At 65.9% G+C, this 25,834-nt stretch carries 25 protein-coding genes; 2 read left to right on the top strand and 23 right to left on the bottom strand.

The window, feature by feature from the left end; genetic code table 11:
- Positions 1-76: 76 nt before the first annotated feature.
- The 11 genes from CBY09_RS04440 to CBY09_RS04490 all read right to left on the bottom strand — a co-directional run bounded on the left by CBY09_RS04440 (position 77) and on the right by CBY09_RS04490 (position 9,793).
- Positions 77-1,462: an FAD-binding oxidoreductase gene (locus CBY09_RS04440; protein ID WP_094287992.1), complete on the bottom strand. Its 1,386-nt coding sequence runs from the start codon at positions 1,460-1,462 to the stop codon at positions 77-79.
- 225 nt (positions 1,463-1,687) lie between these two features.
- Positions 1,688-2,608 carry an ABC transporter permease gene (locus tag CBY09_RS04445; protein WP_420807438.1) on the bottom strand — a complete coding sequence of 307 codons (921 nt, stop codon included), beginning with the start codon at positions 2,606-2,608 and terminating at the stop codon, positions 1,688-1,690.
- Positions 2,605-3,435: an ABC transporter ATP-binding protein gene (locus CBY09_RS04450; RefSeq protein ID WP_094286805.1), complete on the bottom strand. Its 831-nt coding sequence runs from the start codon at positions 3,433-3,435 to the stop codon at positions 2,605-2,607. The genes CBY09_RS04445 and CBY09_RS04450 overlap by 4 nt, the downstream gene beginning before the upstream one ends.
- 198 nt (positions 3,436-3,633) lie before the next feature.
- Positions 3,634-4,632, bottom strand: a complete 999-nt coding sequence (locus CBY09_RS04455) for an ABC transporter substrate-binding protein (protein WP_094286807.1) — start codon at positions 4,630-4,632, stop codon at positions 3,634-3,636.
- An 85-nt stretch (positions 4,633-4,717) separates the two neighbouring features.
- Positions 4,718-5,581: a creatininase family protein gene (locus CBY09_RS04460; protein ID WP_063463091.1), complete on the bottom strand. Its 864-nt coding sequence runs from the start codon at positions 5,579-5,581 to the stop codon at positions 4,718-4,720.
- A gap of 30 nt (positions 5,582-5,611) precedes the next feature.
- Entirely contained in the window at positions 5,612-6,088 is a 477-nt protein-coding gene (locus tag CBY09_RS04465) for a RidA family protein (RefSeq protein ID WP_094286809.1), read from the bottom strand.
- Positions 6,085-7,425, bottom strand: coding sequence for an amidohydrolase family protein (locus CBY09_RS04470; RefSeq protein WP_094286811.1), 1,341 nt, complete (start codon positions 7,423-7,425; stop codon positions 6,085-6,087). The genes CBY09_RS04465 and CBY09_RS04470 overlap by 4 nt, the downstream gene beginning before the upstream one ends.
- Before the next feature lie 23 nt (positions 7,426-7,448).
- The gene (locus CBY09_RS04475; protein ID WP_044398955.1) at positions 7,449-8,036 is read right to left on the bottom strand and encodes an NAD(P)H-dependent oxidoreductase; all 588 of its coding nucleotides are present in this window, start codon (positions 8,034-8,036) and stop codon (positions 7,449-7,451) included.
- A 25-nt stretch (positions 8,037-8,061) separates the two neighbouring features.
- Positions 8,062-8,364 (bottom strand): 2Fe-2S iron-sulfur cluster-binding protein, encoded by a 303-nt coding sequence (locus CBY09_RS04480; protein WP_094286813.1) that lies wholly within the window; start codon positions 8,362-8,364, stop codon positions 8,062-8,064.
- A 189-nt stretch (positions 8,365-8,553) separates the two neighbouring features.
- Entirely contained in the window at positions 8,554-9,210 is a 657-nt protein-coding gene (locus tag CBY09_RS04485) for a TetR/AcrR family transcriptional regulator (protein ID WP_056747723.1), read from the bottom strand.
- Between the two features lie 67 nt (positions 9,211-9,277).
- Positions 9,278-9,793 (bottom strand): nucleoside deaminase, encoded by a 516-nt coding sequence (locus CBY09_RS04490; RefSeq protein ID WP_369804331.1) that lies wholly within the window; start codon positions 9,791-9,793, stop codon positions 9,278-9,280.
- A 445-nt stretch (positions 9,794-10,238) separates the two neighbouring features.
- Here CBY09_RS04490 and CBY09_RS04495 point away from each other — a divergent pair, with 445 nt between their 5' ends.
- The gene (locus tag CBY09_RS04495) at positions 10,239-11,234 is read left to right on the top strand and encodes an isopenicillin N synthase family dioxygenase (protein WP_094286815.1); all 996 of its coding nucleotides are present in this window, start codon (positions 10,239-10,241) and stop codon (positions 11,232-11,234) included.
- 39 nt (positions 11,235-11,273) lie between these two features.
- Here CBY09_RS04495 and otnI read toward each other — a convergent pair whose 3' ends face one another.
- The 11 genes from otnI to CBY09_RS04550 all read right to left on the bottom strand — a co-directional run bounded on the left by otnI (position 11,274) and on the right by CBY09_RS04550 (position 22,005).
- Positions 11,274-12,071 carry a 2-oxo-tetronate isomerase gene (gene otnI, locus CBY09_RS04500; protein WP_094286817.1) on the bottom strand — a complete coding sequence of 266 codons (798 nt, stop codon included), beginning with the start codon at positions 12,069-12,071 and terminating at the stop codon, positions 11,274-11,276.
- Between the two features lie 33 nt (positions 12,072-12,104).
- Complete coding sequence (locus CBY09_RS04505) at positions 12,105-12,794, bottom strand: class II aldolase/adducin family protein (protein WP_094287996.1); 690 nt, start codon at positions 12,792-12,794, stop codon at positions 12,105-12,107.
- A 17-nt stretch (positions 12,795-12,811) separates the two neighbouring features.
- Positions 12,812-14,089 carry a 3-oxo-tetronate kinase gene (gene otnK, locus CBY09_RS04510; RefSeq protein ID WP_094286819.1) on the bottom strand — a complete coding sequence of 426 codons (1,278 nt, stop codon included), beginning with the start codon at positions 14,087-14,089 and terminating at the stop codon, positions 12,812-12,814.
- A complete protein-coding gene (gene ltnD / locus CBY09_RS04515; RefSeq protein WP_094286821.1) occupies positions 14,086-14,997 on the bottom strand; it encodes an L-threonate dehydrogenase in 912 nt (303 codons plus the stop codon). The genes otnK and ltnD overlap by 4 nt, the downstream gene beginning before the upstream one ends.
- Before the next feature lie 35 nt (positions 14,998-15,032).
- Positions 15,033-16,400 carry a GntP family transporter gene (locus CBY09_RS04520; RefSeq protein WP_094286823.1) on the bottom strand — a complete coding sequence of 456 codons (1,368 nt, stop codon included), beginning with the start codon at positions 16,398-16,400 and terminating at the stop codon, positions 15,033-15,035.
- A 331-nt stretch (positions 16,401-16,731) separates the two neighbouring features.
- On the bottom strand, positions 16,732-17,511 hold the full coding sequence (locus tag CBY09_RS04525) for a FadR/GntR family transcriptional regulator (RefSeq protein WP_094286825.1): 780 nt from the start codon (positions 17,509-17,511) through the stop codon (positions 16,732-16,734).
- A 110-nt stretch (positions 17,512-17,621) separates the two neighbouring features.
- The gene (locus CBY09_RS04530) at positions 17,622-18,665 is read right to left on the bottom strand and encodes a patatin-like phospholipase family protein (RefSeq protein ID WP_094286827.1); all 1,044 of its coding nucleotides are present in this window, start codon (positions 18,663-18,665) and stop codon (positions 17,622-17,624) included.
- 130 nt (positions 18,666-18,795) lie between these two features.
- The gene (locus tag CBY09_RS04535) at positions 18,796-19,284 is read right to left on the bottom strand and encodes a nucleoside deaminase (protein ID WP_276208243.1); all 489 of its coding nucleotides are present in this window, start codon (positions 19,282-19,284) and stop codon (positions 18,796-18,798) included.
- Positions 19,277-20,044, bottom strand: a complete 768-nt coding sequence (locus tag CBY09_RS04540; RefSeq protein WP_094286831.1) for an ABC transporter permease — start codon at positions 20,042-20,044, stop codon at positions 19,277-19,279. Before CBY09_RS04540 ends, CBY09_RS04535 begins: the two co-directional genes overlap by 8 nt.
- Positions 20,045-20,068: 24 nt before the next feature.
- Positions 20,069-20,893 (bottom strand): ABC transporter ATP-binding protein, encoded by an 825-nt coding sequence (locus CBY09_RS04545; protein ID WP_094286833.1) that lies wholly within the window; start codon positions 20,891-20,893, stop codon positions 20,069-20,071.
- Between the two features lie 80 nt (positions 20,894-20,973).
- Positions 20,974-22,005 (bottom strand): ABC transporter substrate-binding protein, encoded by a 1,032-nt coding sequence (locus tag CBY09_RS04550; protein ID WP_094286835.1) that lies wholly within the window; start codon positions 22,003-22,005, stop codon positions 20,974-20,976.
- Positions 22,006-22,463: 458 nt separating this feature from the next.
- Here CBY09_RS04550 and CBY09_RS04555 point away from each other — a divergent pair, with 458 nt between their 5' ends.
- Entirely contained in the window at positions 22,464-23,282 is an 819-nt protein-coding gene (locus CBY09_RS04555; protein ID WP_094286837.1) for an HDOD domain-containing protein, read from the top strand.
- A gap of 68 nt (positions 23,283-23,350) precedes the next feature.
- Here the strand turns inward: CBY09_RS04555 and CBY09_RS04560 are convergent, their stop codons facing one another.
- The gene (locus CBY09_RS04560; protein WP_094286839.1) at positions 23,351-25,657 is read right to left on the bottom strand and encodes an NADP-dependent malic enzyme; all 2,307 of its coding nucleotides are present in this window, start codon (positions 25,655-25,657) and stop codon (positions 23,351-23,353) included.
- Positions 25,658-25,834 lie beyond the last annotated feature (177 nt).

The following is a 25,834-nucleotide window of genomic DNA, read 5'->3' on the forward strand; positions in this document are numbered from 1 at the left end:
TGCCCTCTCTCCCCGGCCCTCTCCCGCGAGGGGAGAGGGAGGAATACCGGAGGCGCGTGGCGTGGGCTGTGAATAGTCAGGCGGTCTGTCGTGCGGGCGCTGCTATGGGGGCCGACTGCCCGGCCGAGTACCAGCTGCGCAACTTGCCGGGGTTGAGCAGGCCCTGCGGGTCAAAGCGGCGCTTCATGCCCACCACGGCGGGGTCCAGGTTGTTCTGCTTGCCGTCTTCTACGATGTACACGTGCGGGTTGTTGATCTGCACGCCGTGGTCGCGGTAGATCTGCATGATCTGGTTCAGGCGCTCTTCGGTGGTGTAGCGGATGATCTGCAGGCCGCTGCAGTTGAAGGCGCCTTCCTTGGTGCGCAAGAATTCCAGATGCATCATCACCTCGCCTTTCAGCGCGGCCTCCAGCGCCTTCACCTGCTTGAGGCGGTGCATGGGATTGAAGCCGCTCTGGATATAGGTCAGGCCCTTGTCCACCTTGAGGGCATGCAGGGTAGTGTGGTTCCAGGTGTATTCGAGCAGCGTCTTGTGGCTGCTGGCCACTTCGTCGGCGGTCTTACGGTAGGTGACCTGGCCGCCGTGCTGCGCCACCATGTCGCGCATGCCGGCCTCGGAGTGTGGGGCCACCAGCAGCAGCACCGCGTGCTGGTCGGCGGGCAGGTGCTCGGCCAGGCTGGTGAAGTACTGCGGGATGGGCGCGGCCACAAAACACACCTCTTTTTTCTCCAGCCCTGGGGCGCTGCCAAAGCGGTCGGCAAACTCCAGTGCGGCGTCAAACTGCTCGAAGGTGGCGATGCATTCGGTCCACTCCACGGCGGGGGTCAGGGCCACTTCCAGCTCCAGCACGATGCCGTTGGTGCCGTAGGTGTGGTGCAGCAGCATGGCCTCGGGGCCGCGCAGTTCGATGACCTGGGGCTCGGGCTCCACCGTCATCGCGCGCACGGCCAGCACGTTGCCGGGCGCGGCCAGCGGGCCGTGGTTGATGGAGCCTGCCCCCCCAAAGCCGCCGCCAAACAGCCCGCCCAGCGTGGCGCTGCGGTAGGTGCTGGGCAGCCAGCGCAGCTCTTGCCCATGGGGCTTGGCCTGCGCATCAAAGTCTGCCAGCCGGATGCCTGACTGCGCGCGGCCTACGCCGCCGCGCACCCAGCCAAAGGCGTTGTAGCCGGACAGGTCCAGGATCACGCCGCCGTGCAGCGGCGTGCTTTGTCCATAGTTGCCGGTGCCGCTGCCGCGCACGGTGAGGGGGATGCCCGCATTGGCGCAGGCGGCCACCACCTGGCGGATTTCTGCTTCGGTGCGCGGGCGCACGGCGATGTCGCCGCGCTTGCCTGCCAGGTCGCGTTTGAGCACGGGGCTGAACCAGGCAAAGTCCTGCGAGAGGCGGCCCACGCGCAGCGGGTCGGCGATCCAGTCGAGGTCGGGCAACAGGTCGGGCAGTTGTTGGGCGGTGGTGGTCATGTCGGTATCTCCTTGGCCGCTGGTGGCCGTTTTGGGCAAAAGGAAGCCCGTGCCGCGCGTGATCGAGCAGGGCGGTTATCGTGGAGGGATGGCTCGGTGGTTCAAAGCGTCACGCGCCACCCCAAGGCGTCGAACGCGCGGTGCCTTACCAGCGCCGCCGTGCAAGGGCCGCCCCGCCGCAGGGGCGGCGTCCCCTTGGGGGAAGGCGCGCAGCGACTCAGGGGGTTAGTCCATGCTGTTTTCGCTGGCGTGCCAGCCGCCCAGGGCGACGCGTGTCAGCCACGCCATCAGCACGAAGAGCGCGACGCCGGTGAGCGAGATCAGCAGCAGCGCAGCAAACATGCGCGGTATGTTGAGCTGAAAGCCTGCCTGCAGGATCTGGTACGCCAGCCCCGCACCCTGGCCCCCGGTGCCCGCCACAAACTCCGCCACCACAGCGCCGATGAGCGCCAGGCCACTGGAGATGCGCAGCCCGCCAAAGAAGTAGGGCAGCGCGCTGGGGATGCGCAGGCGCAGCAAGGTCTGCAGCCGCGTGGCGCGGTTGAGCTGGAAGTAGCTTTGCAGATCCGGCTCCACACTGCGCAGGCCCAGTGTGGTGTTGCTGATGATGGGGAACAGGGCCACCAGTGCGGCGCAGATCACCATCGACGCCGTCGGGTCCTTCACCCAGATGATGATGAGCGGTGCCACGGCCACGATGGGGGTGACCTGCAGCAGCACGGCGTAGGGGAAGAGCGCGGTCTCGATGCGTTTGCTCTGCACAAACAGGAACGAGATCAGCACGCCCGCCACCGTGGCCACCACGAAGGCCAGCACCGTGATCTTGACGGTGACCCACAGCGAGCCGCCCAGTGCGGCCCAGTCGGTGAACAGCGTCTTCATCATCAGGATGGGCGAGGGCACCAGGTAGGGCGGCAGCTCCATGGCTGTGACCAGCCCCTGCCACAGTGCGATCAGCACCAGGCCAACCAGCACGGGGTAGACCACGCGCTGCACGCGGGGCTGGGCCATGAGCGGCGGGCGTTTGGGCGTTGTCTTGGTGGCAGGTTTGGCAGCGGCTGACGCAGGCGTCGAGCGCGGGGCGGCTGCGGGGGGCGCGGTGACCACGGGCGACGCCATCGGTGCGGAAGGGAAGGGGGTGCTCATGCCACGGTCTCCTCGGTGTCCACGCTGGCGCGCAGCAGGCTGTCCTGCAGCAGCTTGGCGTAGCGGCTGAATTCGGGCGACACCATGAAGTCGGCCGTGCGGGGGTAGGGCGCGTCGATGCGGAACTCTTCGACCACGCGACCGGGGCGCGCGGCCATCATGACCACGCGGCTGGAAAGGAACACCGCCTCGTGGATCGAGTGCGTCACGAAGATCACGGTGAGCTTCTTCTTGCGCCACAAGTCAAGCAGGTCGGCGTCGAGCTTGTGGCGCGTGATTTCGTCGAGTGCGCCAAAGGGCTCGTCCATCAATAGCAGGTCGGGCTGGGTGACCAGGCCGCGCGCAATCGATACGCGCATCTGCATACCGCCTGATAGCGCACGGGGCAGGGCGTTGGCAAATTTGGACAAACCCACCAGCGCCAGCGCTTCGGTCACGCGCGCATCGGCCTCGGCACGTGGCACACCCGCCAGGTCCAGCGGCAGGCGCACATTGGTCTGCACACTGGCCCAGGGCATGAGCGTGGGCGACTGGAAGACAAACGCCATCTTCTTGCCGCTTTCGTCCAGCTGCGCCACAGGCTTGCGCCACAGGTGCAGGCGACCGTCGGTGGGCTCCAGCAGCCCCGCCACCATTTTCAGCAGCGTGCTCTTGCCGCAGCCCGAGGGGCCGAGCAGGGTGACGAATTCGCCTTCCTCAATGGTCAGGTCCACCGGCAACAGGGCCTGGGTGCCATTGGGGTAGGTTTTTTCGGCCGAGAGCACCTCCACGGCGGGTGTGGGGCGCGGCGCGGGTGCCAGAGGTGGCGAGGCAGCGGGAATGGACATGGTGGTGCCTTTCGATGGATGTGGCCGGGGAGGCTGGCCGCTGTGTCAGGGCGATGGGGCTTATCTGTCGTAGCGCTTGGCTTGGCGCCAGCCGCTGGAAACTGGCGCGGCCCGAGCCAGCGAACGCCGAGCAAGGGCCGCCCCGCAGCGAGGGCGTTGTCCCCCTTGGGGGAAGGCGCGAAGCGACTCAGGGGGGTGTCAAGGAAGAACCTTGAGGTCTTTGACGAACGACGTGGTGTAGGTCTCGGTCAGCTTCACCTTGGCAGGGTCGATGAGCTTGGCGTCTACCAGGAAGTCGTAGCTGGCCTTGGCGCGTGCGTCGGTCATGATGCCGATGCCCATGGAGGCGGCGTCACCACCCGTGGCCATGCCCATTTCCTTGAGCTTGACCACGCTGTAGGCGAGCTGCTCGTCGCTCATGTTGGGGTTGTCTTTCTTGATGAGCGCGTTGGCGGGGGCCGGGTCGGCCAAGTAGCTCTTCCAGCCTTCCATCGACGCCTTCACGAACGAGGCTACGGCGGCGCTGCGGTCCTTCACCGTCTTTTCCATGCACGAGATGGTGGTGGCGTAGGCGGGGTAGCCCTGGTCGCTGAACATCAGCGTGTTGGCCTTGACGCCTGCCTTGGCAATCGCAAACGGCTCGGATGTCAGGTAGCCCTGCTGGGCGGTGTTCTTGTCGGCCACGAAGGGCTGGATGTTGAAGGTGTAGGGGCGGGTCTGCGAATCGGTGAAGCCGTACTTGGCCTTGAGCCAGGGCCAGTAGCCGCGCTGGGCCGACGATGCGATCAGGATGGTCTTGCCCTTGAGGTCTTCGAACTTCTTCACGTCCTCGTGCGCGATGAGTACCTGCGGGTCCTTCTGGAACACGGCCGCCACGTTGACCACGGGCACGCCGCCTTCACGCATCTGGATCATCTGCAGGTCGCTCGACCCCATCACGCATTCGGCCTGGCCAGCGGCCATCATCTGCACGATGTTGACCTGCGGGCCGCCCATCTTGATGGTCACGTCCAGCCCGTACTTTTTGTACAGGCCCGTAGCCACCGCCTGGTAGAAGCCGCCATGCTCGGCCTGCGCGTACCAGTTGGTCATGTAGGTGAACTTTTCCTGTGCGTGGGCCTGCATGGTGCCGACGGCACCAACAGCGAGCAGCGCGGCTGCACCAATTTTGGAAATGCGGGAGGCGGTCTTCATCATGGTGGTACTCCGGTAGGGGATGGAGGTGGAACGAGGGGACAACGAAGGGAAAAGTGAAAAGGATTGGTGGTGGTGTTCGCAGGTTTCAGGCCAGTGCGGACGGGTGCTCGATGTGGCCGGTGTGTTGGGCGCGGCCCCAGGTGGGCTCAGCGCGCGGTGCCCACTGCAGCTTGTGCAGCTCGGTGATGGCAGCGGCCCAGCTCACGGCCAGCGATTCGAGGATGGCGTGGCCCTGCTCGGCAGTGGCGGGCAGCGGGTCGCCAATGATTCCGCTGGGGCCGAAGTCGCGCGCACTCCAGGCGCAGGCCGGGCGGCCGTCGGGCGAGAGCAGGGGCGAATCAAATACGGGCGGGTAGTTGACCACCGCGCGCTCCATGTGCACGGTGTCGGGGGCCAAGGCCAGCATGAGTGCGGTTTCGCCGTGGCCCGCGTGCATGGCCAGGCGTTTTTCCTTGTCGGAGAGGAACTTGCCAGCCACATGCGGCACCCGCCAGGTGAAGCTGGGCACCACGATGAAGTCGCCATGGCGCAGGCGCAGCTCGCGGGCGCACATCTCCATCACCTGCGGCTGGCCGCCGTGGCCGTTGACGAACAGCAGCTTGCGAAAGCCCGCGCGGTACACCGACTCGCCCACCTCGTTCATGGTGGCCAGCAGGGTCTCGCCGCTGAGCGTGACCGTGCCGGGGAAGTGCAGGTGCTCTTCGGACTTGCCGTAGGTGATGGGGGCCATCGCAAACGCGGGCACATCGGCAGGCAGGCGCGCCAGCGCATGGCCCACCACGCCCGCGCTGATGACGGTGTCCACCGCACAGGGCAGGTGCGGGCCGTGCTGCTCGGTGGCGCCCGTGGGCAGCACGATGACGGTGTTCTCCTTGTCCGGCAGATCGGCGATCTCGGTCCAGCTCAGGTAGGGCAGGTAGCGGTGGGGTGGGTTGTAGCCGTGCAGCATGAAAGACTTTCGTGAAGGTGTTGGGGTGTATCAGTGCTGTGGCAGATAGGCCGTGGCTTCGACCTCGATCAGGATGTCGGGCGTGGGCAACATGCCGCTCACTTCCACCACGGTGGATGCGGGGGGCTCGCCAGGAAAGAACAGCTTGCGCACGCGGCTGTACTGTGGGAAGTGGTCCAGGTTCTTGAAGTACTGCACCAGCTTGAAAACGTCGGACATCTGGCCGCCTGCGGCCTCGATGGTCAGGCGGATGCGGTCGAGCACATACCAGCTCTGCGCGAGGATGGGCCCCTCCTTGATGTCGCTGCTGAACTCGCCCGTGCGGCCAATCAGCGTGGCGGCTTCATGCGGGATGTCGTCGTAACCGCGCACGATGCGGCTGGCGGCAGGGTCCACGGCGATGATCCCGCTCAGGTAGATGAAGTCGCCTGCGCGGCGCCATGCGGCGTAGCGGGCCAGGGGCTTGGCGATGCCCGGCGCGGGTGCGGTGGAAGATGCGGGGCTCATGCGAGGCTCCTTGCGGATGAGTTGTTGGGCATGTGGGTGGGCACATGCCAGTCAGCCGGCGCATGGCCGCTGGCAACGCGGCCCTGGCGCAGCACCACGCGGCCCTGCGCGCCTTGTGTGCGGGACGGAAAGCCCCAGTGATCGGCCTGGGTGAAGACCAACAGGTCAGCCACCGCACCGGGCTGCAGGGGCAGCGCCGTGGTGCCAGTGCGGCCGGTGCGCAACCAGTCGGTGCGGCACAGCGATTCGCTCCATTGGTCGAAAGGTGCATCCAGCTGCGCAGCCAGCACGCCCGTGGCCAGGGCTTCCAGCGGGTCGAAGCTGCCCACAGGGCAGAACGGGTCTTGCACGTTGTCGCTGGCCACCAGCACCGGTATGCCGCGTGCGCGCGCCTCCTTCACCAGCGTCAGGCCACGCTGGCGCGGCGTGCGGCCGGTGGTGGCGTCCTGCAGCAGCAGGTTGGTGATGGGCAGCGTGACCAGGGTGATGGGGCTTTGCGCCACGGCATCGAGCGTGGCGAGGGCCGTGGCCTCGTCCTGTGCGGCCAGCGCGCAGGTGTGGCCGCAGACCACATGGCCTTCAAAGCGCAGCTCCTTGAGCAGTGCGGCCGTGGTCGCCAAGCCCTGGGCGCCGGGGTGTAGTTCTTCGTCCACGTGCAGGTCCACGTTCAGCCCGTGGTGTTGTGCGGCTTCCAACAGGTGGCGCAGCGCCCGCGGGTCCCAGTTGGTGGAATGCACAAAGCCGCCCAGCAATGCGCCGGGGCCGCTGGCGGCCACGGTGGCGGCCAGTCGCAGGGCGGCGCTGCGGTCCGTATACAGGTGCAAGGGGATCAGGCTCACGCGCTCCAACGTGATGCGGTCGGCCCAGTCATGGGCCAGTGCGCGCAACACGTTCCAGGCCAGTGGCTGCGCGTCGGGCTCCCACCAGTCGCAGTGGGTGCGCAGGTGCACGGTGCCGGCGTCGTAGGCCCATTGCAGCGCGCGGCTGGCGCGGGCGTGGATGTCGGCTTCGGTCCAGCCCTGGCGGTCCACCATCATGGCCTCGATGGCGCCCAGCAGGCCGGGTTGGACCACGCCCATGCGGGGCAGGGTGAAGGCCTTGTCCAGGTGGGTGTGCGCATCCACCAGGCCGGGCAGCACGAGCGCGCCTGCTACGTCCCACACCGTGTCGTGGGGCGCTGGCTGGGTGCCATGGGGCAGCACCTGCACGATGCGGCCCTGGGCCAAGTGCAGATCAGCCAGTGCGGGCTGGTGGCCCTGCTGCGGCCATGTGGCGGGCAGCAGCCAGCGCGGCAACCTTGCGCGCAGGATGTGGTCGGGAGTGCTGGATGCGTGCATGCCGTGGCCCTTAGAACGTTGTCTTATGCAAAGCGCGCCATCGCCTGGCCCACACGGGCCTTGAAGGCCGCCAGCCGGGGCGGTGTGGCCACGTTCATGTGGTAGTAGGCGTGGTAGTCCACCCGCGCCTTGCCGCCCGTGAGCAGGCGCATGTAGCGGGTGATGGACTTGCGCGGCGGGTCGCCCATGAACAGGGCCGTCCAGCGCGGGCGGCCGTAGGTGACCACGGCCGAGATGCGCTTGATGTGCGTGAGCGAGGGCTTGACGTTGTGCGGATCGCTGATGTCAAAGGCCACGCCGGGCATGAGCACGCGGTCGAAAAATCCCTTGAGCATCGCCGGCATGCCAAAGCACCAGGTGGGAAAGCAGAACACCACGGCTTCGGCCCAGAGCAAGCGATCCACATAGCCTTGCACGGGCAACTGGTTGCTGGGCACCTCGTGGTAGCCCAGGCGCTCTTCGCGTGTCATCACGGGGTTGAAGCCCTCGGCGTACAGGTCGCAGTCGTCCACTTCATGGCCTGCGCCGCGCAGCTGCTGCACCACCTCGGTGTGCAGGGCGGCGTTGTAGCTGGTCTCTACCGGGTGGCAATAGATCACGAGGATGCGCATGGCGGGGCTTCCTGGTTGTTGAAGTTCAGAGGTCGAGCGTGAGCGTGGGCCCGTGGCTGCGTGCGCAGCACACGGCGACGTGGGTGGCTTGCTCTGCAGCGCTCAGGCAGCTGTCGCGGTGGTCGGGCTCGCCGTCCAGCCAGCGGGTCACGCAGGTGCCGCACACACCCTGCTCGCACAGGGTTTCGAGCGGTACGCCAGCGAGCTGCAGCACATCAGCCATGCTCTCGCCGGGGGCGACGGGCAAGCGCATCTGGCTGCGCTGCAGGATCAGCTCGAACGTGTGTTCTGTGCGGGCGGCGCTGGCGGTGTCAGGGGCTGTCTGCATTGTTTGACCATGTGATTTGATCGATTGGTCAAACTATTGCAAAGGCTGTGCCAGCCACAAAAATCGGTCAAACGTCTTTGTGGTGGATCAACGCGGCCTGAAAGCGGCTTTTGACGCCGCGTGCTGGTGCAAATTGCCCGGGATTCGCACCTCGGGCACCCGAGGCATGCCCAGAATGGGGCGGGGGCCTTAGTCTGGTGCGAGGCCGCAGCCCAGCAGCACAAAGCTGGTGAGTTCGCGCACGATGGGCTCGCGGTCGATGGGCTCGTCGGGCGCCAGGCCCAGCATGATGTGCACCTGCACACCGTAGTCGGCGTAGTGCTGCGTCATGCCCCAGATCTGCATCAGCAAAACCTTGGCGTCCACCTTGCGCATGCGGCCTTCGGCAATCCAGCGGTTGATGAGGTCCACCTTCTGCTGGGTGGACTTGACGGCCACCGGCCAGTACTTGCCCAGGTTGCGCCCACCGCCCAGCACCTCGGTGGTGAAGATGCGCGACAGGCCCGGGTTGTCCAGCGCGTAGTCGAGCTTCTTGCGCACATAGCTGCTCAACACCTTCTTGGGATCGTCGCTGTTGCTGTCAAAGATGAAGGCGCCCGACCAGCCGTTGAGCACCGAGTACAGCAGCTCTTCATACAGCTCTTCCTTGCTGCTGATGTAGTAGTGCAGCTGGGGCTTGGTCAGGCCCGCGCGCTCGGCGATGGCCTTGGTGGATGCCCCCTTGAAACCATGGCGGCTGAACTCGGCAATGGCCGCCTCGCGGATGGCGCCCAGGATGCGTTCGCGCCCCTGTTTGGCGCGGCTGAGCAGCGCGCCGGAGGCGGCTTCGGCTTCGGATTCGGTCATGGCTTTGGTGCGAGGCATGGGGGGATTGCAGAGTGTGCGCCGCAGATTCTGCCCGCGCAGGAGTGGGTCAGACTTTCCAGAACCCGATATGGGGCGCGCTGGCTTCTTCGACCAGCGCCGGGCCGATGCATTCGATGGCGTGGGGCGAGGCGGCAAACACGTCGCGGCACGACAGCTCGGCGTCGCGCTGTTCGGCACGTTCGCCCCGGAACACGCGCAGGCGTTCGGCATCAATGCCAAACACTACGCGCCCAATGCCCGACCAGAAGATGGCGCCCGCACACATCACGCAGGGCTCGGCCGACGAATACAGCGTGGCCTTGGCCAGGGCATCGCGGCCCACGCGGGGGCTGAGCTGGCGCACGGCATTGGTCTCGGCGTGGCCGGTGCAGTCGCCTGTCTCGGTGGTGTTGCAGTAGGCCTCGGCCAGCAGGTGCCCTTCGGCGCTGATGACCACCGCACCAAACGGGCGGTTGCCGCGCGCGCGGGCGGTGCACGACCACGCGATGGCCTGGCGCAGGTAGGTGCCGTCGGTGTCGTTGATGGGGGTAGGGTCGTCAAAGCTGGCCGGGGGTGCAGACATGAGCGCGTGCATGGTGTGTCTCCGTCGATGGTGGGTGGGTTGCTGTCGTTGTGCAACGCCGGACTGTCTGCACGTCCGCCGTTGTGGTGCAGGGCGCTATGCATTTGGCATGCCAATCACAATCAGTGACATGTATGCATGGCTTTGGACGCACTGTGCACAGGCGCTCTGACTTTGCGCTGGCACACATGCAAGGCGCGCGGGCATTCTTCTTGCATCGCTATTGGCAAGAGTAGAAGCGTTCACTGCGTTGTCCCTGTGCCATCCTGCACGAGGCGATGCCAGTCGGAAATTGCTCTTGAAGCCCGCTGTGCGCACAGCGGTGTGCGTTGGCACACCGTGGCTTCAAGGGGTGAACGGCCGGCCGCAGCAGGCGGTGCCAAACGCTCTTGAAGCACCCAGCGGGAGGGCCTTTCTTCCTTCCACTTGTCTTCAGGAGAACTGCATGACCACCACTGCCACCTACGACCTCGCCGAGCTGCAAAAAGAAACACGCATGGGCGCGATGGGCTCGGAAACCGCGAGCCGCGAGATCCGCCGCATCGACCTCAGCCACTTTGCTCAGCGCAAGACCGAGATTGCCGACCAGCTATGGGACGCCGCCGTCGATGTCGGCTTTTTCCAGATCGTGAACCACGGCATTGACCTGGCCGAGGTGCACAAAGCCTTTGCGATGACCGAGCGTTTCTTTGCGCTGCCGGATGCCGTGAAGGCGCAGTACCCGCTCAAGAAGGCGCTCAACGTGGGCTGGGAGAGCCGCGCGCAGGTGCGCCCCTCCACCGGCACACCGGACCAGAAGGAGTCGTACCAGATCACCCGCCCGCACATGGCAGGCCTGTGGCCCACCGACGGGGAGCTGGCAGGCTTCCAGGCCACCATGCTCGCGTTTGAGGGCCAGTGCTGGCAGGTGGCCATGCAGGTGCTGTCATGCTTTGCGTGGAAGCTGGGGTTTGACAAGGCCTTCTTTGCCCGAGCGCACGACCCTGCGCAGGCCAGCTACCAAAGCACCTTGCGCCTGCTGCACTACTTTGCGACCCCGCCCGAGCAACAAGCCAGCCTGGGCCTGTGGCGCGCCGGGGCGCATACCGACTTTGATTGCCTGACCCTGCTCTTTCAGCGCCAGGGCCAGGGCGGCCTGCAGGTGTGCCCGGGCAAGGAGATGGACACCCAGGCCTGGACCTCGGTGGAGCCCGACGAGCAGGCCATCACCTGCAACATCGGGGACATGCTGATGCGCTGGAGCGACGACCAGCTGCCCAGCAACTTCCACCGTGTGAAGAACCCTCTGCCCGGCGAGTACATGGGGCCGCGCTACAGCATCGCCTTCTTTGCCCAGGCCAACCGCGACGCCATCATCGAAGGGCCCGGCAAGAAGTACCCGGCGATTGCTGCGGGTGACTACCTGAATCAGCGAGTCGCAGCCAACTTCAAGGCGTACTGACCGAGCCGGAGACGAAGCTCTGAGTTTGCTCGCCCCTGCTCACAGCCAAGGCTTGAGCCAGCCCAGCCCGTCGGATGTGGCATGGGGCGCCGCGCCGCGTGCCGGGCGGTATTCGCAGCCAATCCAGCCTTCGTAGCCCAACTGGTCGAGCAGCTTGAACAGGTAGGTGTAGTTGATTTCGCCCACATCAGGCTCGTGGCGCTCGGGCACACCGGCAATCTGGAAGTGGCCGACGTTGCCGGTGGGCAGGTACTGGCGGACCTTCATGGCCAGGTCGCCTTCCACGATCTGGCAGTGGTACAGGTCCATCTGCACCTTGACGTTGGCGGCACCGATCTCGGCGATCAGCGCATGGGCCTGGTCCTGGCGGCTCAGGAAGAAGTCGGGCATGTCGCGGCCATTGATGGGCTCCAGCAGGATCTGGATGCCGTGCGGTGCAGCCTGTTCGGCGGCATAACGCACGTTGGCGATGTAGGTGGCGCGCACGGTGGCCGCGTCCGCACCCTGGGGCACCAGCCCGGCCATCACGTGGATGCGGGGGCATTGCAGCGCCTGGGCGTATTCGATGGCTTTGGCAATGCCTTCGCGGAACTCGGCCTCCCGCCCGGGCAGGCAGGCCAGCCCGCGTTCGCCCGCGTCCCAGTTGCCGGGCGGGGCGTTGAACAGCACCTGCTGCAGGCCGTTGGCTTGCAGGCGTGTGGCCAGTTCTTGCGCAGAGTAGGCGTAGGGAAAGAGGTATTCCACCGCCTGGAACCCATCGCGGGCAGCGGCGGCAAAGCGGTCGAGAAAGTCCACGTCGTTGTAGAGCATGGACAGATTGGCGGCAAAGCGGGGCATGGGTGTCTTTCTGTATGGGGGCAGGGTGTGGAGTCACCACTGCGCGCCAAAGGCTTGGCGCAGTTCTTCGATCTGGGGCTCGGTCAGCGGTGTGGGGCGGGGCTGGCACAGCATCCACAGGCGTGCGGTTTCTTCCAGTTCCTCCAGCACGGCCATGGCGGCGGCGGGGGTGTCGTGCCACACATTGGGCCCGAGGCGCGCCAGCATCACGGCACGCACAGGACTGCCCTGTGCTGCATAGCGGGTGATGGTTTGCGCCACCAGCGTTGCCGCTGCGGCGTCACCGGGGCGGTGGTAGGGGATGTGCGGCACGCGGCCCACCTTCATGACGAAGTAGGGCGTGATGGGCGGCAGCAATGGCGCATCGGGCGCCAGCTGGCCGCCTGCAGCCGTGTCGGCTTGCAGCGAGCAGGCCACCAGGTGTGTGCTGTGCGTGTGGATCACGCAGCGGGCCGGTGCGGCTGTCGATGCCGATGCCTCGTAAATCTGCCGGTGCAGCGTTATGGTCTTGCTGGCCCGGTCGCCCGCCACCTGCTGGCCTTGGGCGTCCAGGCGCGCCAGCCGCTCGGGCTGCAGGGTGCCCAGGCAGGCGTCGGTGGGGGTGATGAGGTAGCCATCGGCCAGGCGCACGCTGATGTTGCCTGCGGTGGCGTGCACATAGCCCCGCTCAAACAGGCTGCGGCCCACGTGGCAGATCTCGTCGCGGGCCTGGCTCTCGTCCATGAAGGCGGGGGTAGCGGTCATGCCAACAATTGTGCAAAAGCCTTGGTGAAAAAGTCGGTGCTGCCAAAGTTGCCCGACTTCAGCGTGATGTGCAGCCCGTCCTTGGCATCAGGGGCCACGGCATGGCACCACGGCACGCCGGGGTCAATCTGCGCGCCAATGCGCATCTGCGTGATGCCCAGGGCCTGCACGCAGGCACCGGATGTTTCACCACCCGCTACGATGAGCTGGCGCACACCGCGCTGCACCAGGCCGCGTGCAATGGCGGCAATGGTGTCTTCCACCATGGCACCGGCTTTTTCAGAGCCCAGTTTGCCCTGAATGGCGCGCACGGCCGAGGGCTCGGCGGTGGAATACACCAGCACCGGGCCTTGGCCGATGTGGCCTTCCGTCCAAGCCAGCGCTTCGGCGGCCACGTCCACGCCCGCGGCGATGCGCAGCGGGTCGATGGCGAGAGCAGGCTTGCCTGCCTTGATGAAATCCATCACCTGCTGGTTAGTGGCTACCGAGCAGCTGCCCGACACGATGGCCTGCAGCCCTTGTGCTGCGGGCAGGCGGGCCGCCTCGTTGCTGGGGGCCATGCCAAAGTTGCCCGGCAGGCCAATCGCCACGCCCGAGCCTGCGGTGACCAGCGGCATGCCCTTGAGGGCAGGGCCCAGGCGCAGCAGGTCGGCGTTCGACACAGCATCTACTACGGCCATGCGCACACCCTCGGCCTTGAGTTGGTCGATGCGTGCGCGGATGGCGGCCTCGCCCTGCGCGACCACGCTGTGGTCAATCAAACCTACGCGGCTGGGGGTTTGCGCTTGCAGCACGCGCACCAGGTTGGGGTCGGTCATGGGCGTGAGCGGGTGGTTCTGCATGCCGCTCTCGTTCAGCAGCACATCGCCCACAAACAGGTAGCCCTTGAACACGGTGCGCTTGTTGTCGGGGAACGCGGGCGTGGCGATGGTGAAGTCGGTGCCCAGGGCCTGCATCAGCGCATCGGTCACGGGGCCGATGTTGCCTTCGGCCGTGCTGTCAAAGGTGGAGCAGTATTTGAAGTAGATCTGCTCGGCGCCTTGCGCTTTCAGCCATTGCAGCGCCTCAAGCGACTGGGCGATCGCCTCGTCTTTGGGGATGGTGCGCGACTTGAGCGCGACCACGATGGCGTCTGCCTCGGCGTCGAGCGGTGCGGTGGGCACGCCCATGGCCTGCACCACGCGCATGCCTGCGCGCACGAGGTTGTTGGCCAGGTCGGTGGCGCCGGTGAAGTCGTCGGCAATGCAGCCCAGCAGTGCACGTGCGCGTGTCATGCCTTGTCCTTCCCTTCGGGCAGAGTGATGCCGGGGAAGATCTTGATCACAGCGCTGTCATCTTCCTTGGCAAAGCCTGCGGTGGATGCCTGCATGAACATCTGGTGTGCCGTGGCCGCCAGCGGCAGGGGGAATTTGCTGGCGCGCGCGGTGTCCAGCACGAGGCCCAGGTCCTTCACAAAAATATCGACGGCCGACAGCGGCGTGTAGTCGCCCGCCAGCACATGGGCCATGCGGTTTTCAAACATCCAGCTGTTGCCTGCGCTGTTCGTGATCACTTCATACAAGGCGCTGGCCTCCACGCCTTCGCGCAGGCCCAGGGCCATGGCTTCGGCGGCCACGGCAATGTGCACACCGGCCAGCAGCTGGTTGATGATCTTGACCTTGCTGCCCGCGCCCGCCTTGTCGCCCAGGCGGTACACCTTGCCTGCCATGCCGTCGAGCACGGCTCCCGCAGTGGCATAGGCCTCGGGCTTGGCCGAGGTCATCATGGTCATCTGGCCCGATGCGGCCTTGGCGGCGCCGCCGGAGATGGGCGCGTCCACATAGTGCAGGCCCAGGGCATTGAGACGCGCTTCCAGCGCCACGGACCAGTTGGGGTCCACCGTGGAGCACATTACGAAGGTGCTGCCGGGGCGCATGGTGCTGGCGGCGCCACCCTTGCCGTCGTCGCCAAACAGCACGCTCTCGGTCTGCGCGGCGTTGACCACCACCGACACCACTACATCACTCACCGCCGCCAGTGCAGCGGTGGTGGCGTGGGCCGTGCCGCCGTCTGCCACAAAGGCATCGGCCACGCCGGGGCGCACGTCGCACACGTGGATGGTGAAACCGTTGTTGCGCAGGGTCTTGGCAATGCCGGCGCCCATGGCGCCCAGGCCGATGATGCCGACGGTGGGTTTTGTCATGTTGTCAGTCCTTCAAAGAAATTCAAATAGGGCGCTTAGGCGACCAGAACCCAGAGCAAAGCGGTCATCGCAAAACCTGCGATGCCCAGCACGGTGGTCAGCACGGTCCAGGTGCGCAGGCCATCGCCCACGCTCAGGCCCAGGTAGCGGGTCACGATCCAGAAGCCCGAATCGTTGACGTGCGACAGGCCCAGGCTGCCAAAGCCAATGGCAACCGTGAGCAGCGCCACTTGCAAGGGGGAATACCCGCCACCGGCCATTGCATCGGCCAGCAGGCCGCAGGTGGTGATGATGGCCACGGTGGCCGAACCCTGGGCGGCACGCAGCGCCAGCGAGATGATGAACGCCAGCAGGATGAGCGGCAGATGAGTAGCGGTGAGGCTTTGCGACAGCGCCGTGCCGATGCCGCTGGCGGTGAGCACCTTGGCAAACACGCCGCCTGCGCCTGTCACCAGGATCACGGTGGCGGCAGGGGGCAGGGCGGATTCCATGATGGCGTTGGTGCGTTCACGGTTCCAGCCCTGGTTGCGGCCCAGCAGAAACATGGCCAGGCCCACGGCCACCATCAGCGCAAAGATGGGCGAGCCGATGAAGCCCAGCACGTTGCGCAGGCTGTCGCCCTTGGGCAGCAGGGTGGCGCCGGTGGTGCCTGCCATGATGAGGGCCAGTGGGATCAGGATGAGCGCCATGATTGTGCCCACGCCCGGTGCGCTGCGGGCCTTGGACGCGGTGCTGTCTTCGCTGTTGCCAAAGGCCGCAAACTGCTCTGCCGTGGTGGGCAGCAGGGGGTAGCCCTTGCGGTTGAGCCACCCCGACACGACCTGGGACAGCGCCGCCAGCGGGATGCAGATGGCCAGGCCTATGATGGTGATCCAGCCAATGTCGCCCTTGACGATGGCCGCCCCTCCGACGATGCCGGGGTGCGGCGGCACCACCACGTGGGCGGCCAGCATGATGCCCGCCACGGGCAGGCCGAACTTGATCGGGTTGACACCCGCCGCCTTGCAAAAGCCGTAGACGATGGGCACCAGGATGATGAAGCCCACGTCAAAAAACACCGGGATGGCCAGAACCAGCGCTGCGGCCGTGAGGGCCATGGGCACCCGTGTGGGCCCCAGCAACTGCGTGAAGCGGTCGGCCAGGCTGGCCGCACCGCCCGACACCTCGATCATCCGCCCCAGCATCGAGCCCAGGGCCACCAGGATGGCCACCGAACCCAGCGTGCCGCCCATGCCCGCAATCAGCGTGCTGATGATGTCGCCAATGGGCATGCCGGTGGCAAACGCCACCAGAAAGCTCACCAGCATCATCGCCACGAAAGCGTGGACCTGCCAGCGGATGATGAGCAACAGGAGCAGGGCAATGCTGCCGGCGCCGATGCCGAGAAGTGCGAGGGTGGACATGAACGGGGTATCTCCGGGATGGAAGGGGACAGGCCCAGGCAGCCCAAAAAAGCAGGCCCTGGGACGGCCTGGTTTTGGTGCCTGGTTGCACCTTGGTTGGTGTGTTTATATGGTTATCATACAAATTATTGCGCACCATTTTGGTTCGGGTTAACCCGCATGCACGGACTAGAGCGGCGGCTTGGGCGGCGCTATTTGAAGGTTTTTTGGTCCTCTGCGCGCAACTGGTAAGCGATGTAAGCTATCAATTTAATAGCTTTTGCGGGGAAAAGCATCGTCTGATCCGCCTGCGCAACGGCCGTGTGCTGCGGGAGCCGGGTCTCCGCCGGGTTCAGAACACCAGCGGCGCGGATGCCGCCACCAGCGGCTGGGCCAGTCGCGCGCCGTCCTGCGCCCAGAAGGTGAGGTCGGCCTGCTCGATGCGGACCAGTGCGTTCTTCATGTGCTGCGCGGCGGCGGCGCGCGCGGCCACCGGGTCGCCCGCCTCGATGGCGCGCACGATCTGCGTGTGTTCGTGGGTCACGGCGTCGGCAAAGTCCTCGCGCCGCGCTTCGTTGGCGCGGGTCACGAGGGTCGCGCCTTTCAGGAACTGGGCGAGGTAGTCCAGCGTGCTGATCATGAACGGGTTGCCCGCTGCCTGCGCAATGGCGCGGTGGAACAGCACGTCTTCCTCCACCCCGTCGCGGCCCGCGCGCACGGCATCGGCAATGCGCTGCATGGCGGCGCGGATGGCGACAATGTCTTCATCGGTGCGGCGCAGGGCTGCCAGCTCGGCCACCTCAGCTTCGAGCGCTCGGCGCACTTCCACAATCTGCATCACCGCCTCGCGAGATGCCGCAAGGGGCACATCAAACTGCAGCGGTTCGATGCCCGGCGCCAGCACATACACGCCGCTGCCCTGCCGTGAGTCCACCAGCCCCAGCGACTTGAGGCGCGAGATCGCCTCGCGCACCACTGTGCGGCTGACCTGAAACTGCTGCGCCAGCACGGCCTCGGTAGGCAGCTTCTGCGCAGCCTGGATGCGGCCCGCGCGGATCTCTGCCTCCAGCGCGCTGGCCACCTGGTCGGAGAGCTTGGCGCTGGGTTTGACGGCGGAGAACGGCGAAGACATGGGTGGGGCGGGCATTGGGGGCGTGAAGTCGGTGCCGGGTGATGCTGGCAGGCCGGGGCGCAGTTGACTTTACCCGAAGGGCACTACGCCGGAATCGTTTGTTTGCCGCGCTACTTGGGCGCCTGACAGGAGTCGTCCAGCTTGGCCAGGCCCGCCAGCTTCTGCAGCCGGCTGCGGTTGTCCAGGCAGGCTTGGTACTGCGCCTCGGCCGCTTTCTGCTGGGCCTGCGCCGCCGCCTTGGCGCGGTCGGCCTGCAGCTGGGTCACACGTTCTCGGATCTGCGGCATCACAGCCAGCGCGGCCTTTTCGCCTTCCACGATGGCATTGGCGCGCTGGCTGAAGTCGGCGGCACCAATGTCCAATACCTGCGGGCGGACGATCACATCGGCCCGCGCCAGCTCGGCCTGTCCCAGCTTCTGGCCCATGATGGCAATCGACTGGTTGAGCGCACCCAGCATGTTGCCGGGCGTCTGGCCCCGGGCCTTGTTGGAGATGTCCACGGCAATCACGATGTCCGCGCCCAGTTGGCGTGCGGCATCCACCGGCACGGGGCTCACGATGCCGCCATCCACAAAGTGGTATTTGCCGATGGTGACGGGCTGGAACACGCCCGGCACGCTGCTCGATGCGCGCACGGCCTGGCCGGTGTTGCCGCGTGCAAACACGGTGCGCTCGCCGTCTTCCAGCCGCGTGGCGACGACGACAAAGGGCTTGGCCATCTGCTCCAGCGGTTTGCGGCGCACCTGCTCGTTCACATAGTCTTCCAGCTTCTGCCCCAGCACCAGGCCGCCGGACGAGAGCTGCAGATCGCGGATCTTGGCTTCGTCCAGCGCCACGGCCTTTTCCTGCATCTCGAACGCGTTCATGCCGCTGGCATACAGCGCGCCCACCACGCTGCCCGCGCTGGTGCCGGAGACAACCGCGGGGGCGAAGCCGTTGGCCTCCAGCATCTTGATCACGCCGATGTGGGCAAAGCCCTTGGCCGCACCCCCGCCCAGGGCGATGCCGATGCGGATGGGGGGCGTGGTGGACGGGTTCGTTGCAACCAGTGTGGCGTCGCCCGCCGCTGGCTGGGTCGGTGCCGTGCCGCCGCATGCGGCCAGACCTGCTGCGGCCCCAAGGGCCAGTAGGCGCAAAAGATGGGTCAAGCGCATGCGGTGTGATCCTGCTGTCGTCCAAACGGGGCGGGCAGTATAGCGGCAGGGTGCCGGGGCACCCGTTGATGGTGTCTTTTGCTACTGAAAGAGGAGCTGCTTGCACTTGATATACAAGCGCTAGAGCCCACTACCGCCAGAAGTCGCGGTGCAGGGCCGTGATCTCGTCCTGCAGCGCAGGCACCGGGCCCAGCACCTCGGTGGGGCGCTGGCCGCTGGCAAACACCGTGCGGCAAGGCAGGGCCAGTGTGGGGTTGTCGGGGTGGTCGCCCGTCAGGGCGAGCAGGGCGGTTTCCTCGGCGCCATACAGCACACGGCCAATGCCCGCCCAGTAGATGGTGCCAGCGCACATGGCGCAGGGCTCGAAGGTGGTGACCAGCGTGCACTGGGCCAGGTAGGCGCCGGGGTAGTTGGCCGCCGCCGTGCGGGCCAGCGTGCTCTCGGCGTGGTTCACGGTATCGATGTTGCCCTGCTCGGCCAGGACGGTCTCGCCATCGGGCGCAACCAGCAGCGCGCCGAAGGGGTGGCGGCCCATGTCCTTGGCGCGTTGGGCCACGGCGTTGGCGCGGCGCAGCAGTGTGGCTGCCTGGGCTTCGCTCAACGCCGTCGGGTTATTCACCTTGAGAACCCCGGTGCGCCCAGCCCGTGGTGCGTTTTTCGATCCAGCTGAACAGCTCGTACATCACCATGGCCATGGCGCCCACCACCATCAGGCCCGCAAACGCCAGGCCCATCTGCATCGATGAGCCCGCGCTGATCAGCAGGTAGCCGATGCCTTCGTTCGCAGCGGTCATCTCCGACACGGTGGTGCCCACAAAGGCCAGCGTGATGGCCACCTTGAGCGAGCCGTAGAAGTACGGCATGGAGCGGGGCAGGCCTACCTTGGTCAGCACGTCCCAGCGCTTGGCGCCCAGCACGCGCAGCACGTCTTCCAGCTCGGGCTCCAGCGTGGCAAGGCCGGTGGCGATGTTGACCATGATGGGGAAGAAGCTGATGAGGAACGCCGTGAGGATGGCCGGGCCCACGCCGATGCCGAACCACACCACCAGGATGGGCACAAAGGCGGCCTTGGGCAGTGCGTTGAAGGCCGTCATCAGCGGGTACACGGCGGCATAGGCGATGCGCGAGCTGCCGATCACAAAGCCCAGCAGCACACCCACCACGATGGCGATGCCGAAGCCCGCCATGGTGACCCAGAAGGTGCGCCAGGCATGGCCTGCGATGACGCCGCTGAACTCCACCAGCTGCACGCCGATGGCCCAGGGGCTGGGGAAGAGGTACTCGGGGATGCTGAAGGCCGAGCAGACGATTTGCCACAGCAGGATGGTGGCTACGAGCAAGATCCAGGGGGACCAGCGCTCCACGGTTTTCTTGTGCATGGGGATGAGGCGCTTTCTTTGTTCTTATTGCTGGATGGGCGCGCCCGCTTTGCGCAGGGCACCGATGTGGCCGCGCAGCTCGTGCACGATGTCGGTGAACTCCTTGGTGTAGGTCACCTCCAGGTCGCGCGGGCGGGGCAGCTCGATCTCTTTGCGCACCACAAACCGGCCGGGGCTCTTGCTCATCACATACACCGTGTCGGCCAGGAAGACCGATTCGCGCAGGTCATGCGTGACCAGGATCACGTTGAACTGCTGCTCGGTCCACAGGTCGCGCAGGATGCACCACAGCTCCTCGCGGGTGAAGGCATCGAGTGCGCCGAAGGGCTCGTCGAGCAGCAGCATCTTGGGCTCGTGGATCAGCGCGCGGCAGATGCTGGCGCGCTGCTGCATGCCGCCCGACAGCTGCCAGGGGAACTTGTCTTCATAGCCCGCGAGGCCCACCTTTTGCAGCAGCTTGCGGGCGCGTTCTTCGTACTCCTTGCGTTTTTGCTTGAAGTTACTGCGGTAGGGCTCGACGATTTCGAGCGGCAGCAGCACGTTGTCTACCGTGGTGCGCCAGGGCAGCAGCGAAGGTGCCTGGAAGGCCATGCCCGACACCTTGAGTGGCCCGGTCACCGGCTGGCCGTCGATGAGGATCTTGCCCATCGAGGGCATCTTCAGGCCCGTGGCCAGCTTCATGAAGGTGGACTTGCCGCAGCCCGAAGGGCCAACGATGGCGATGAACTCGCCGCGCCGCACCTGCAGGTCGATGGCTTCGACCGCAAACTGGTTCTTCGCGCGCAGCTCGTCGTTGTAGGCGAGCCAGACGTCACGGAAGTCCACAAAATAGGAATCGGCAGCCTGCATGGAAAGTAGTTCTATTTTTTGAATAAAGAAGGCTGCTTGCGCGCGTCCAGCATGCGCAAGCAGCTATCAAATTGATAGTTTTACTTCTTCGGCAGGATGTTGAGTTCAGCCGTGCTGGGCAGGAAGCTGGGGTTCCACACATCGTCGGCGTTCACGCGCGTCTTGGTGTTGAACGCGTCAGACACCTGCGACGCCATCAGCGAGAGGCGGCCGGGCACCACCTTGCCGAAGCCTTCGGCGCGCGCGTCGGGGCTGTTGATCACGGTGTCGATGGCCAGCTGAAGGCGGCGGGTTTCGAGCGGCACGTTCACGATGCCGTCGCGCGCCTTCACATGCTCGATGGCGGCGGCGGGGTTGGCGATCACTTCCTTGGCGCCCTTGGCGAAGGCCGACAGGAAGGCCTTGATGGCGGCCGGGTTCTCCTTGATGAGCTTGGGGCTGGCGATGATGACGTTGCCGTACAGCTTCACGCCGAAGTCGGCATAGGGCAGCACCACCACGTCGGCGGCCTTGGCGCCACGCGCTTCCAGGTTCAGCAGCGAGGTGAAGGTGAACCCGGTGATGGCGTCCACATCGCCGCGCACCAGCATGGTTTCGCGCAGCGGGGGATCCATGGCGGTCCAGGTCACGGCACCAATGCCGTTGGCCTTCTGAAAGATGGGAAACGCGCGGCGGCCTGCGTCGAACACGGGGGCGCCCAGCTTCTTGCCGGCCAGGTCGGCGGGTTTGGCGATGCCACTCTTCTTGAGCGCCATGACCGAGGCTGGCGTGTTGTTGTAGACCATCATCACCGCCACGGGCTTGTTCTGCGCGTCGGGGTTGTTGGCATGGAACTCCATCACGGCGGCCAGGTCGGCAAAACCCATGTCGTAGGTGCCCGAGGCGACGCGCTGCACCGCGCCGCCGGAGCCGTTGCCTGCGTCTACCGCCACATCCAGGCCCGCCGCCTTGAAGTAGCCCTTGGCCACGGGCTGCAGGAACAGGGCGGAGGGGCCCTCAAAGCGCCAGTCGAGCTGGAACTTGATGGGCGTGGTGGCTTGGGCCTGGGCCGTGCTGAAGGTGCTGGCGGTGGCGAGCAGAAGGGCGGCTTGCAGGAGGGTGCGTTTTTTCATGGATAGGTTCCTGTCAGAAGACGGCGTGGAAAGTGGGAGCAACAGACAGCGGGGGGCACAGGCGAAAGCAAAAGCCGAAGCACGGGGCGCCCCAATGGTTCGCTACCACGCCATGGTGATCCAGCCAGCAAAAACGATGCCTGGTTTCACTGCGGCGGGGAGAGGGTGCGGACTATTGTTCGCCAGTTTGGTGCATGCGGTTCTACAGGCTTTCCCGAAATGGTGCAAAGGGGTTTTGGCAGGTGGGCGGGGGCGTTGGGCGATAGCGTCATGGGGGCTGTGGCCGTTGCCTGCAGTGGGCGCGGCAACGCCGCAGCCCATCGGTGCCACGCATAGGTGCAAACGCGCAGGTCAGGCCTGTGCGCCGGTGGTACAACAACTGCCCTGTATCCATTTTTTGGCGATCGATTCACCGGCATCCACATCCATATCCATACCAGCACTTGGGAGGGCTTCTCATGGCGGACATCCAGGCTTTTTTCGAGAACGTGCAACTACCCACCATCCCCGACGTGGCGCGCGAGCTGATCGCCACCATGAAGGACGATGACATCCCTTTCGAAAGGGTGCGGGCGGCGATCTCCAAAGACCCGGCCCTCACGGCCAAGCTGATCCGGCTGGCCAATAGCGCGCGTTTTGGCCTGCCCCGGCAGGTGGCGTCACTGGACGATGCCATCACCATGGTGGGGCTCAACCAGGTGCGCACGCTGGCGCTGGCGTCGTGCATGTCTGGCGTGTTCAAGGACGCGCCCGGGGTGGATGCCGATGCGTTCTGGAAGGAGAGCATGGCCATTGCGGGCTATTCGCAGTGGCTGGCCCGCACGCTGGGCTCCAACGTGCAGGAGTCGTGGCTCGCGGGTTTCCTGGTGCGGCTCGGTGAACTGATCATTGCCCAGAAGGCGCCCGAGCAGATTCCGGCCATCGAGCAGCTGCCCCACCATGCGGGCGGCCGCTGGGAGCGTGAACGCACGCTGCTGGGCTTCACCGAAGCCCAGGTGACGGCTGAGCTGGCGCGGCGCTGGCGCTTCCCCGACACCATCACCCGGGCGCTGGAGACGGCCGAAGACCCCGTGGCCGCCACCCCGTTCTGCCGCCTGGGCGGGATCTTGCATGTGGCCACGCTGCTGGCCGAGATCGGGCTGGAAGAGCCCATGTCGCCCGCCGACACCATTGCCAGCTTGCCCGCCGAGATCAAGAAGGCGCTGCAACTCGACTCCCACTGGCTGGCCGAGCACCTGCCGCCGGTGGCGGACTATGTGGACGTCTCTGTTCGTTAAAGCCGTCTCACCCAAAAAGAAAGGCCCCGAGAGGCCTTTCTTTTTTGTATAGCGATCAACGCTATCCGTCAGCCCGCGCGTGCTGCAGCGCTGGCCACGGCCAGGGCCGTCATGTTGAACACCCGGCGCACGGTGGCCGCAGGGGTCAGGATGTACGCCGTGGCGGCGCCGCCCATGAGGATGGGGCCCACGGTCACGCCGCCGCTGGTGGTGGTCTTGAGCACGTTGTAGAGGATGTTGGCGGCATCCAGGTTGGGGCAGATCAGCAGGTTGGCCGAGTCGGTGAGCGTGGAGTCCGCCATGTAGGCGTTACGGATGTTGGGCTCCAGCGCGGCGTCGCCGTGCAGCTCGCCATCGCACTCGATCTCGGGGTGGGCTGCCACGAACAGGTCGCGTGCCTCGCGCATCTTGCGGGCCGAGGCGCGCTTGGACGAGCCGTAGCTGGAGTGCGACAGGAAGGCCACCTTGGGTGGCAGGCCAAAGCGCTGCACTTCCTGCACCGACATCCAGGCGATGTCGGCCAGTTGCTGCGCCGTGGGGTCTTCGTTCACATAGGTGTCGGCAATGAACAGCGTGCCCCGGTTGGTCATCAGCGCGTTGAGCGCGGCGTAGTCGCGTGCGCCCTCCTGGCGGCCGATGATGCTGTGGATGCGCTCCAGGTGCGTCTCATATGTGCCCACCAGGCCGCAGATCATGGCATCGGCGTCGCCCAGCGTGACCATCAGCGAGGCGATGATGGTGTTGGAGCGGCGCACGGCCGCCTTGGCGACTTCGGGCGTTGCGCCGTTGCGCTTCATGAGGCTGTGGTAGTGCTCCCAGTACTGGCGAAAGCGTGGGTCGTCCTCGGGGTTGCACACCTCCACGTCCTTGCCCAGCTGCATGCGCAGGCCGGCCTTGGCAATGCGCGCGGCGATCACCGCAGGGCGGCCGATGAGGATGGGCTGGGCAATCTTGTCGTCAATCGCCATCTGTGCGGCGCGCAGGGCGCGCTCGTCTTCGCCGTCGGCGTAGGCCACGCGCTTTTTCGTATCGGGCAGGGCCTTGGCCGCGTTGATCACGGGGCGCATCAGCATGCCGGTCTGGTACACGAAGCGCGACAGAGTCTCCTTGTAGGCCTCCATGTCCTCGATGGGGCGCGTGGCCACGCCCGATTCCGCTGCAGCTTTGGCCACGGCGGGTGCGATCTTGAGGATCAGGCGCGAGTCGAACGGGGTGGGGATGAGGTAGTCGGGTCCGAAAGTCAGCTCTTTGCCTGCGTAGGCGCTGGCCACTTCCTCGCTGATGTCGGCCTTGGCCAGGTCGGCGATCTGGCGCACGCAGGCCAGTTTCATGGCTTCGGTGATCTTGGTCGCGCCGCAGTCCAGCGCGCCGCGGAAGATGTAAGGGAAACACAGGACGTTGTTGACCTGGTTGGGGTAGTCCGAGCGGCCCGTGGCGATGATGCAGTCGGGGCGAATGGCCTTGGCCAGCTCGGGACGGATTTCAGGCTCGGGGTTGGCCAGCGCCAGGATGATGGGCTTGGGGCCCATGGTCTTGACCATCTCGGCGGTGAGCACGCCGGGGGCCGAGCAGCCCAGGAACACGTCGGCGCCGTTGACCGCATCGGCCAGCGTGCGGGCGTCGGTCTTCTGGGCATAGCGCGCCTTCGATTCGTCGTAGCCACCGGGGCGGCCCTCGTAGATCACGCCCTTGGAGTCGCACACAAAGATGTTCTCCACCTTCACGCCCAGGCCCACCATCACGTTCAGGCAGGCAATGGCGGCAGCCCCTGCGCCCGACACGGCAATCTTGACCTGGTCGATCTGCTTGCCCACCAGCTCCAGGCCATTGAGCAACGCTGCGCTGCTGATGATGGCCGTGCCATGCTGGTCGTCATGGAACACCGGGATGTTCATGCGCTTGGAGAGTTCGCGCTCAATGTAGAAACACTCGGGCGCCTTGATGTCTTCGAGGTTGATGCCGCCCAGCGTGGGCTCCATGGCCGCGATGATCTCCACGAGCTTGTCCGGGTCGCGCTCGGCCAGTTCGATGTCGAACACATCGACGCCCGCGAACTTCTTGAACAGGCAGCCCTTGCCTTCCATCACCGGCTTGCCCGCCAGCGGGCCGATATCGCCCAGGCCCAGCACGGCCGTGCCATTGGTGATCACGCCCACCAGGTTGCCGCGCGAGGTGTAGTCGAATGCCTTGGACGGATCGGCTTGGATGTCCAGGCAGGGGTAGGCCACGCCGGGCGAGTAGGCCAGCGACAGGTCGCGCTGGTTGGACAAAGGTTTGGTGGGTGTCACCGCAATCTTGCCCCGGCCGGGGTTGCGGTGGTATTCGCGCGCAGCGTCGCGCAGCGATTCTTCGGCGGCGGAAAGTTTCTGGGTCATACGGAAATCCTGGAAGTCCTCGGCGGAATGCAAAACAAGCGTACCCGATGGTGGGGTGGGTGCGCATGCCGGTTTATGCGGATGCGGCATGAAGCCAAAACCCTCTTGCGGCAAGGCCGGCAAGAGGGCAGGGCCCCGGGGTGCGGGGCAGGGTTCTTCGGCACCGGGCAGGCGGGA

This window comes from Acidovorax kalamii, from assembly GCF_002245625.1.
Lineage (GTDB): Bacteria > Pseudomonadota > Gammaproteobacteria > Burkholderiales > Burkholderiaceae_C > Acidovorax > Acidovorax kalamii.

What these genes read in the sequence shown, in the direction of transcription:
- CBY09_RS04440 (WP_094287992.1), bottom strand. Translation starts at nt 1,462, where the DNA reads ATGACCACCACCGCCCAACAACTGCCCGACCTGTTGCCCGACCTCGAC.
- CBY09_RS04445 (WP_420807438.1), bottom strand. Translation starts at nt 2,608, where the DNA reads ATGAGCACCCCCTTCCCTTCCGCACCGATGGCGTCGCCCGTGGTCACC.
- CBY09_RS04450 (WP_094286805.1), bottom strand. Translation starts at nt 3,435, where the DNA reads ATGTCCATTCCCGCTGCCTCGCCACCTCTGGCACCCGCGCCGCGCCCC.
- CBY09_RS04455 (WP_094286807.1), bottom strand. Translation starts at nt 4,632, where the DNA reads ATGATGAAGACCGCCTCCCGCATTTCCAAAATTGGTGCAGCCGCGCTG.
- CBY09_RS04460 (WP_063463091.1), bottom strand. Translation starts at nt 5,581, where the DNA reads ATGCTGCACGGCTACAACCCACCCCACCGCTACCTGCCCTACCTGAGC.
- CBY09_RS04465 (WP_094286809.1), bottom strand. Translation starts at nt 6,088, where the DNA reads ATGAGCCCCGCATCTTCCACCGCACCCGCGCCGGGCATCGCCAAGCCC.
- CBY09_RS04470 (WP_094286811.1), bottom strand. Translation starts at nt 7,425, where the DNA reads ATGCACGCATCCAGCACTCCCGACCACATCCTGCGCGCAAGGTTGCCG.
- CBY09_RS04475 (WP_044398955.1), bottom strand. Translation starts at nt 8,036, where the DNA reads ATGCGCATCCTCGTGATCTATTGCCACCCGGTAGAGACCAGCTACAAC.
- CBY09_RS04480 (WP_094286813.1), bottom strand. Translation starts at nt 8,364, where the DNA reads ATGCAGACAGCCCCTGACACCGCCAGCGCCGCCCGCACAGAACACACG.
- CBY09_RS04485 (WP_056747723.1), bottom strand. Translation starts at nt 9,210, where the DNA reads ATGACCGAATCCGAAGCCGAAGCCGCCTCCGGCGCGCTGCTCAGCCGC.
- CBY09_RS04490 (WP_369804331.1), bottom strand. Translation starts at nt 9,793, where the DNA reads ATGTCTGCACCCCCGGCCAGCTTTGACGACCCTACCCCCATCAACGAC.
- CBY09_RS04495 (WP_094286815.1), top strand. Translation starts at nt 10,239, where the DNA reads ATGACCACCACTGCCACCTACGACCTCGCCGAGCTGCAAAAAGAAACA.
- otnI (WP_094286817.1), bottom strand. Translation starts at nt 12,071, where the DNA reads ATGCCCCGCTTTGCCGCCAATCTGTCCATGCTCTACAACGACGTGGAC.
- CBY09_RS04505 (WP_094287996.1), bottom strand. Translation starts at nt 12,794, where the DNA reads ATGGACGAGAGCCAGGCCCGCGACGAGATCTGCCACGTGGGCCGCAGC.
- otnK (WP_094286819.1), bottom strand. Translation starts at nt 14,089, where the DNA reads ATGACACGCGCACGTGCACTGCTGGGCTGCATTGCCGACGACTTCACC.
- ltnD (WP_094286821.1), bottom strand. Translation starts at nt 14,997, where the DNA reads ATGACAAAACCCACCGTCGGCATCATCGGCCTGGGCGCCATGGGCGCC.
- CBY09_RS04520 (WP_094286823.1), bottom strand. Translation starts at nt 16,400, where the DNA reads ATGTCCACCCTCGCACTTCTCGGCATCGGCGCCGGCAGCATTGCCCTG.
- CBY09_RS04525 (WP_094286825.1), bottom strand. Translation starts at nt 17,511, where the DNA reads ATGTCTTCGCCGTTCTCCGCCGTCAAACCCAGCGCCAAGCTCTCCGAC.
- CBY09_RS04530 (WP_094286827.1), bottom strand. Translation starts at nt 18,665, where the DNA reads ATGCGCTTGACCCATCTTTTGCGCCTACTGGCCCTTGGGGCCGCAGCA.
- CBY09_RS04540 (WP_094286831.1), bottom strand. Translation starts at nt 20,044, where the DNA reads ATGCACAAGAAAACCGTGGAGCGCTGGTCCCCCTGGATCTTGCTCGTA.
- CBY09_RS04545 (WP_094286833.1), bottom strand. Translation starts at nt 20,893, where the DNA reads ATGCAGGCTGCCGATTCCTATTTTGTGGACTTCCGTGACGTCTGGCTC.
- CBY09_RS04550 (WP_094286835.1), bottom strand. Translation starts at nt 22,005, where the DNA reads ATGAAAAAACGCACCCTCCTGCAAGCCGCCCTTCTGCTCGCCACCGCC.
- CBY09_RS04555 (WP_094286837.1), top strand. Translation starts at nt 22,464, where the DNA reads ATGGCGGACATCCAGGCTTTTTTCGAGAACGTGCAACTACCCACCATC.
- CBY09_RS04560 (WP_094286839.1), bottom strand. Translation starts at nt 25,657, where the DNA reads ATGACCCAGAAACTTTCCGCCGCCGAAGAATCGCTGCGCGACGCTGCG.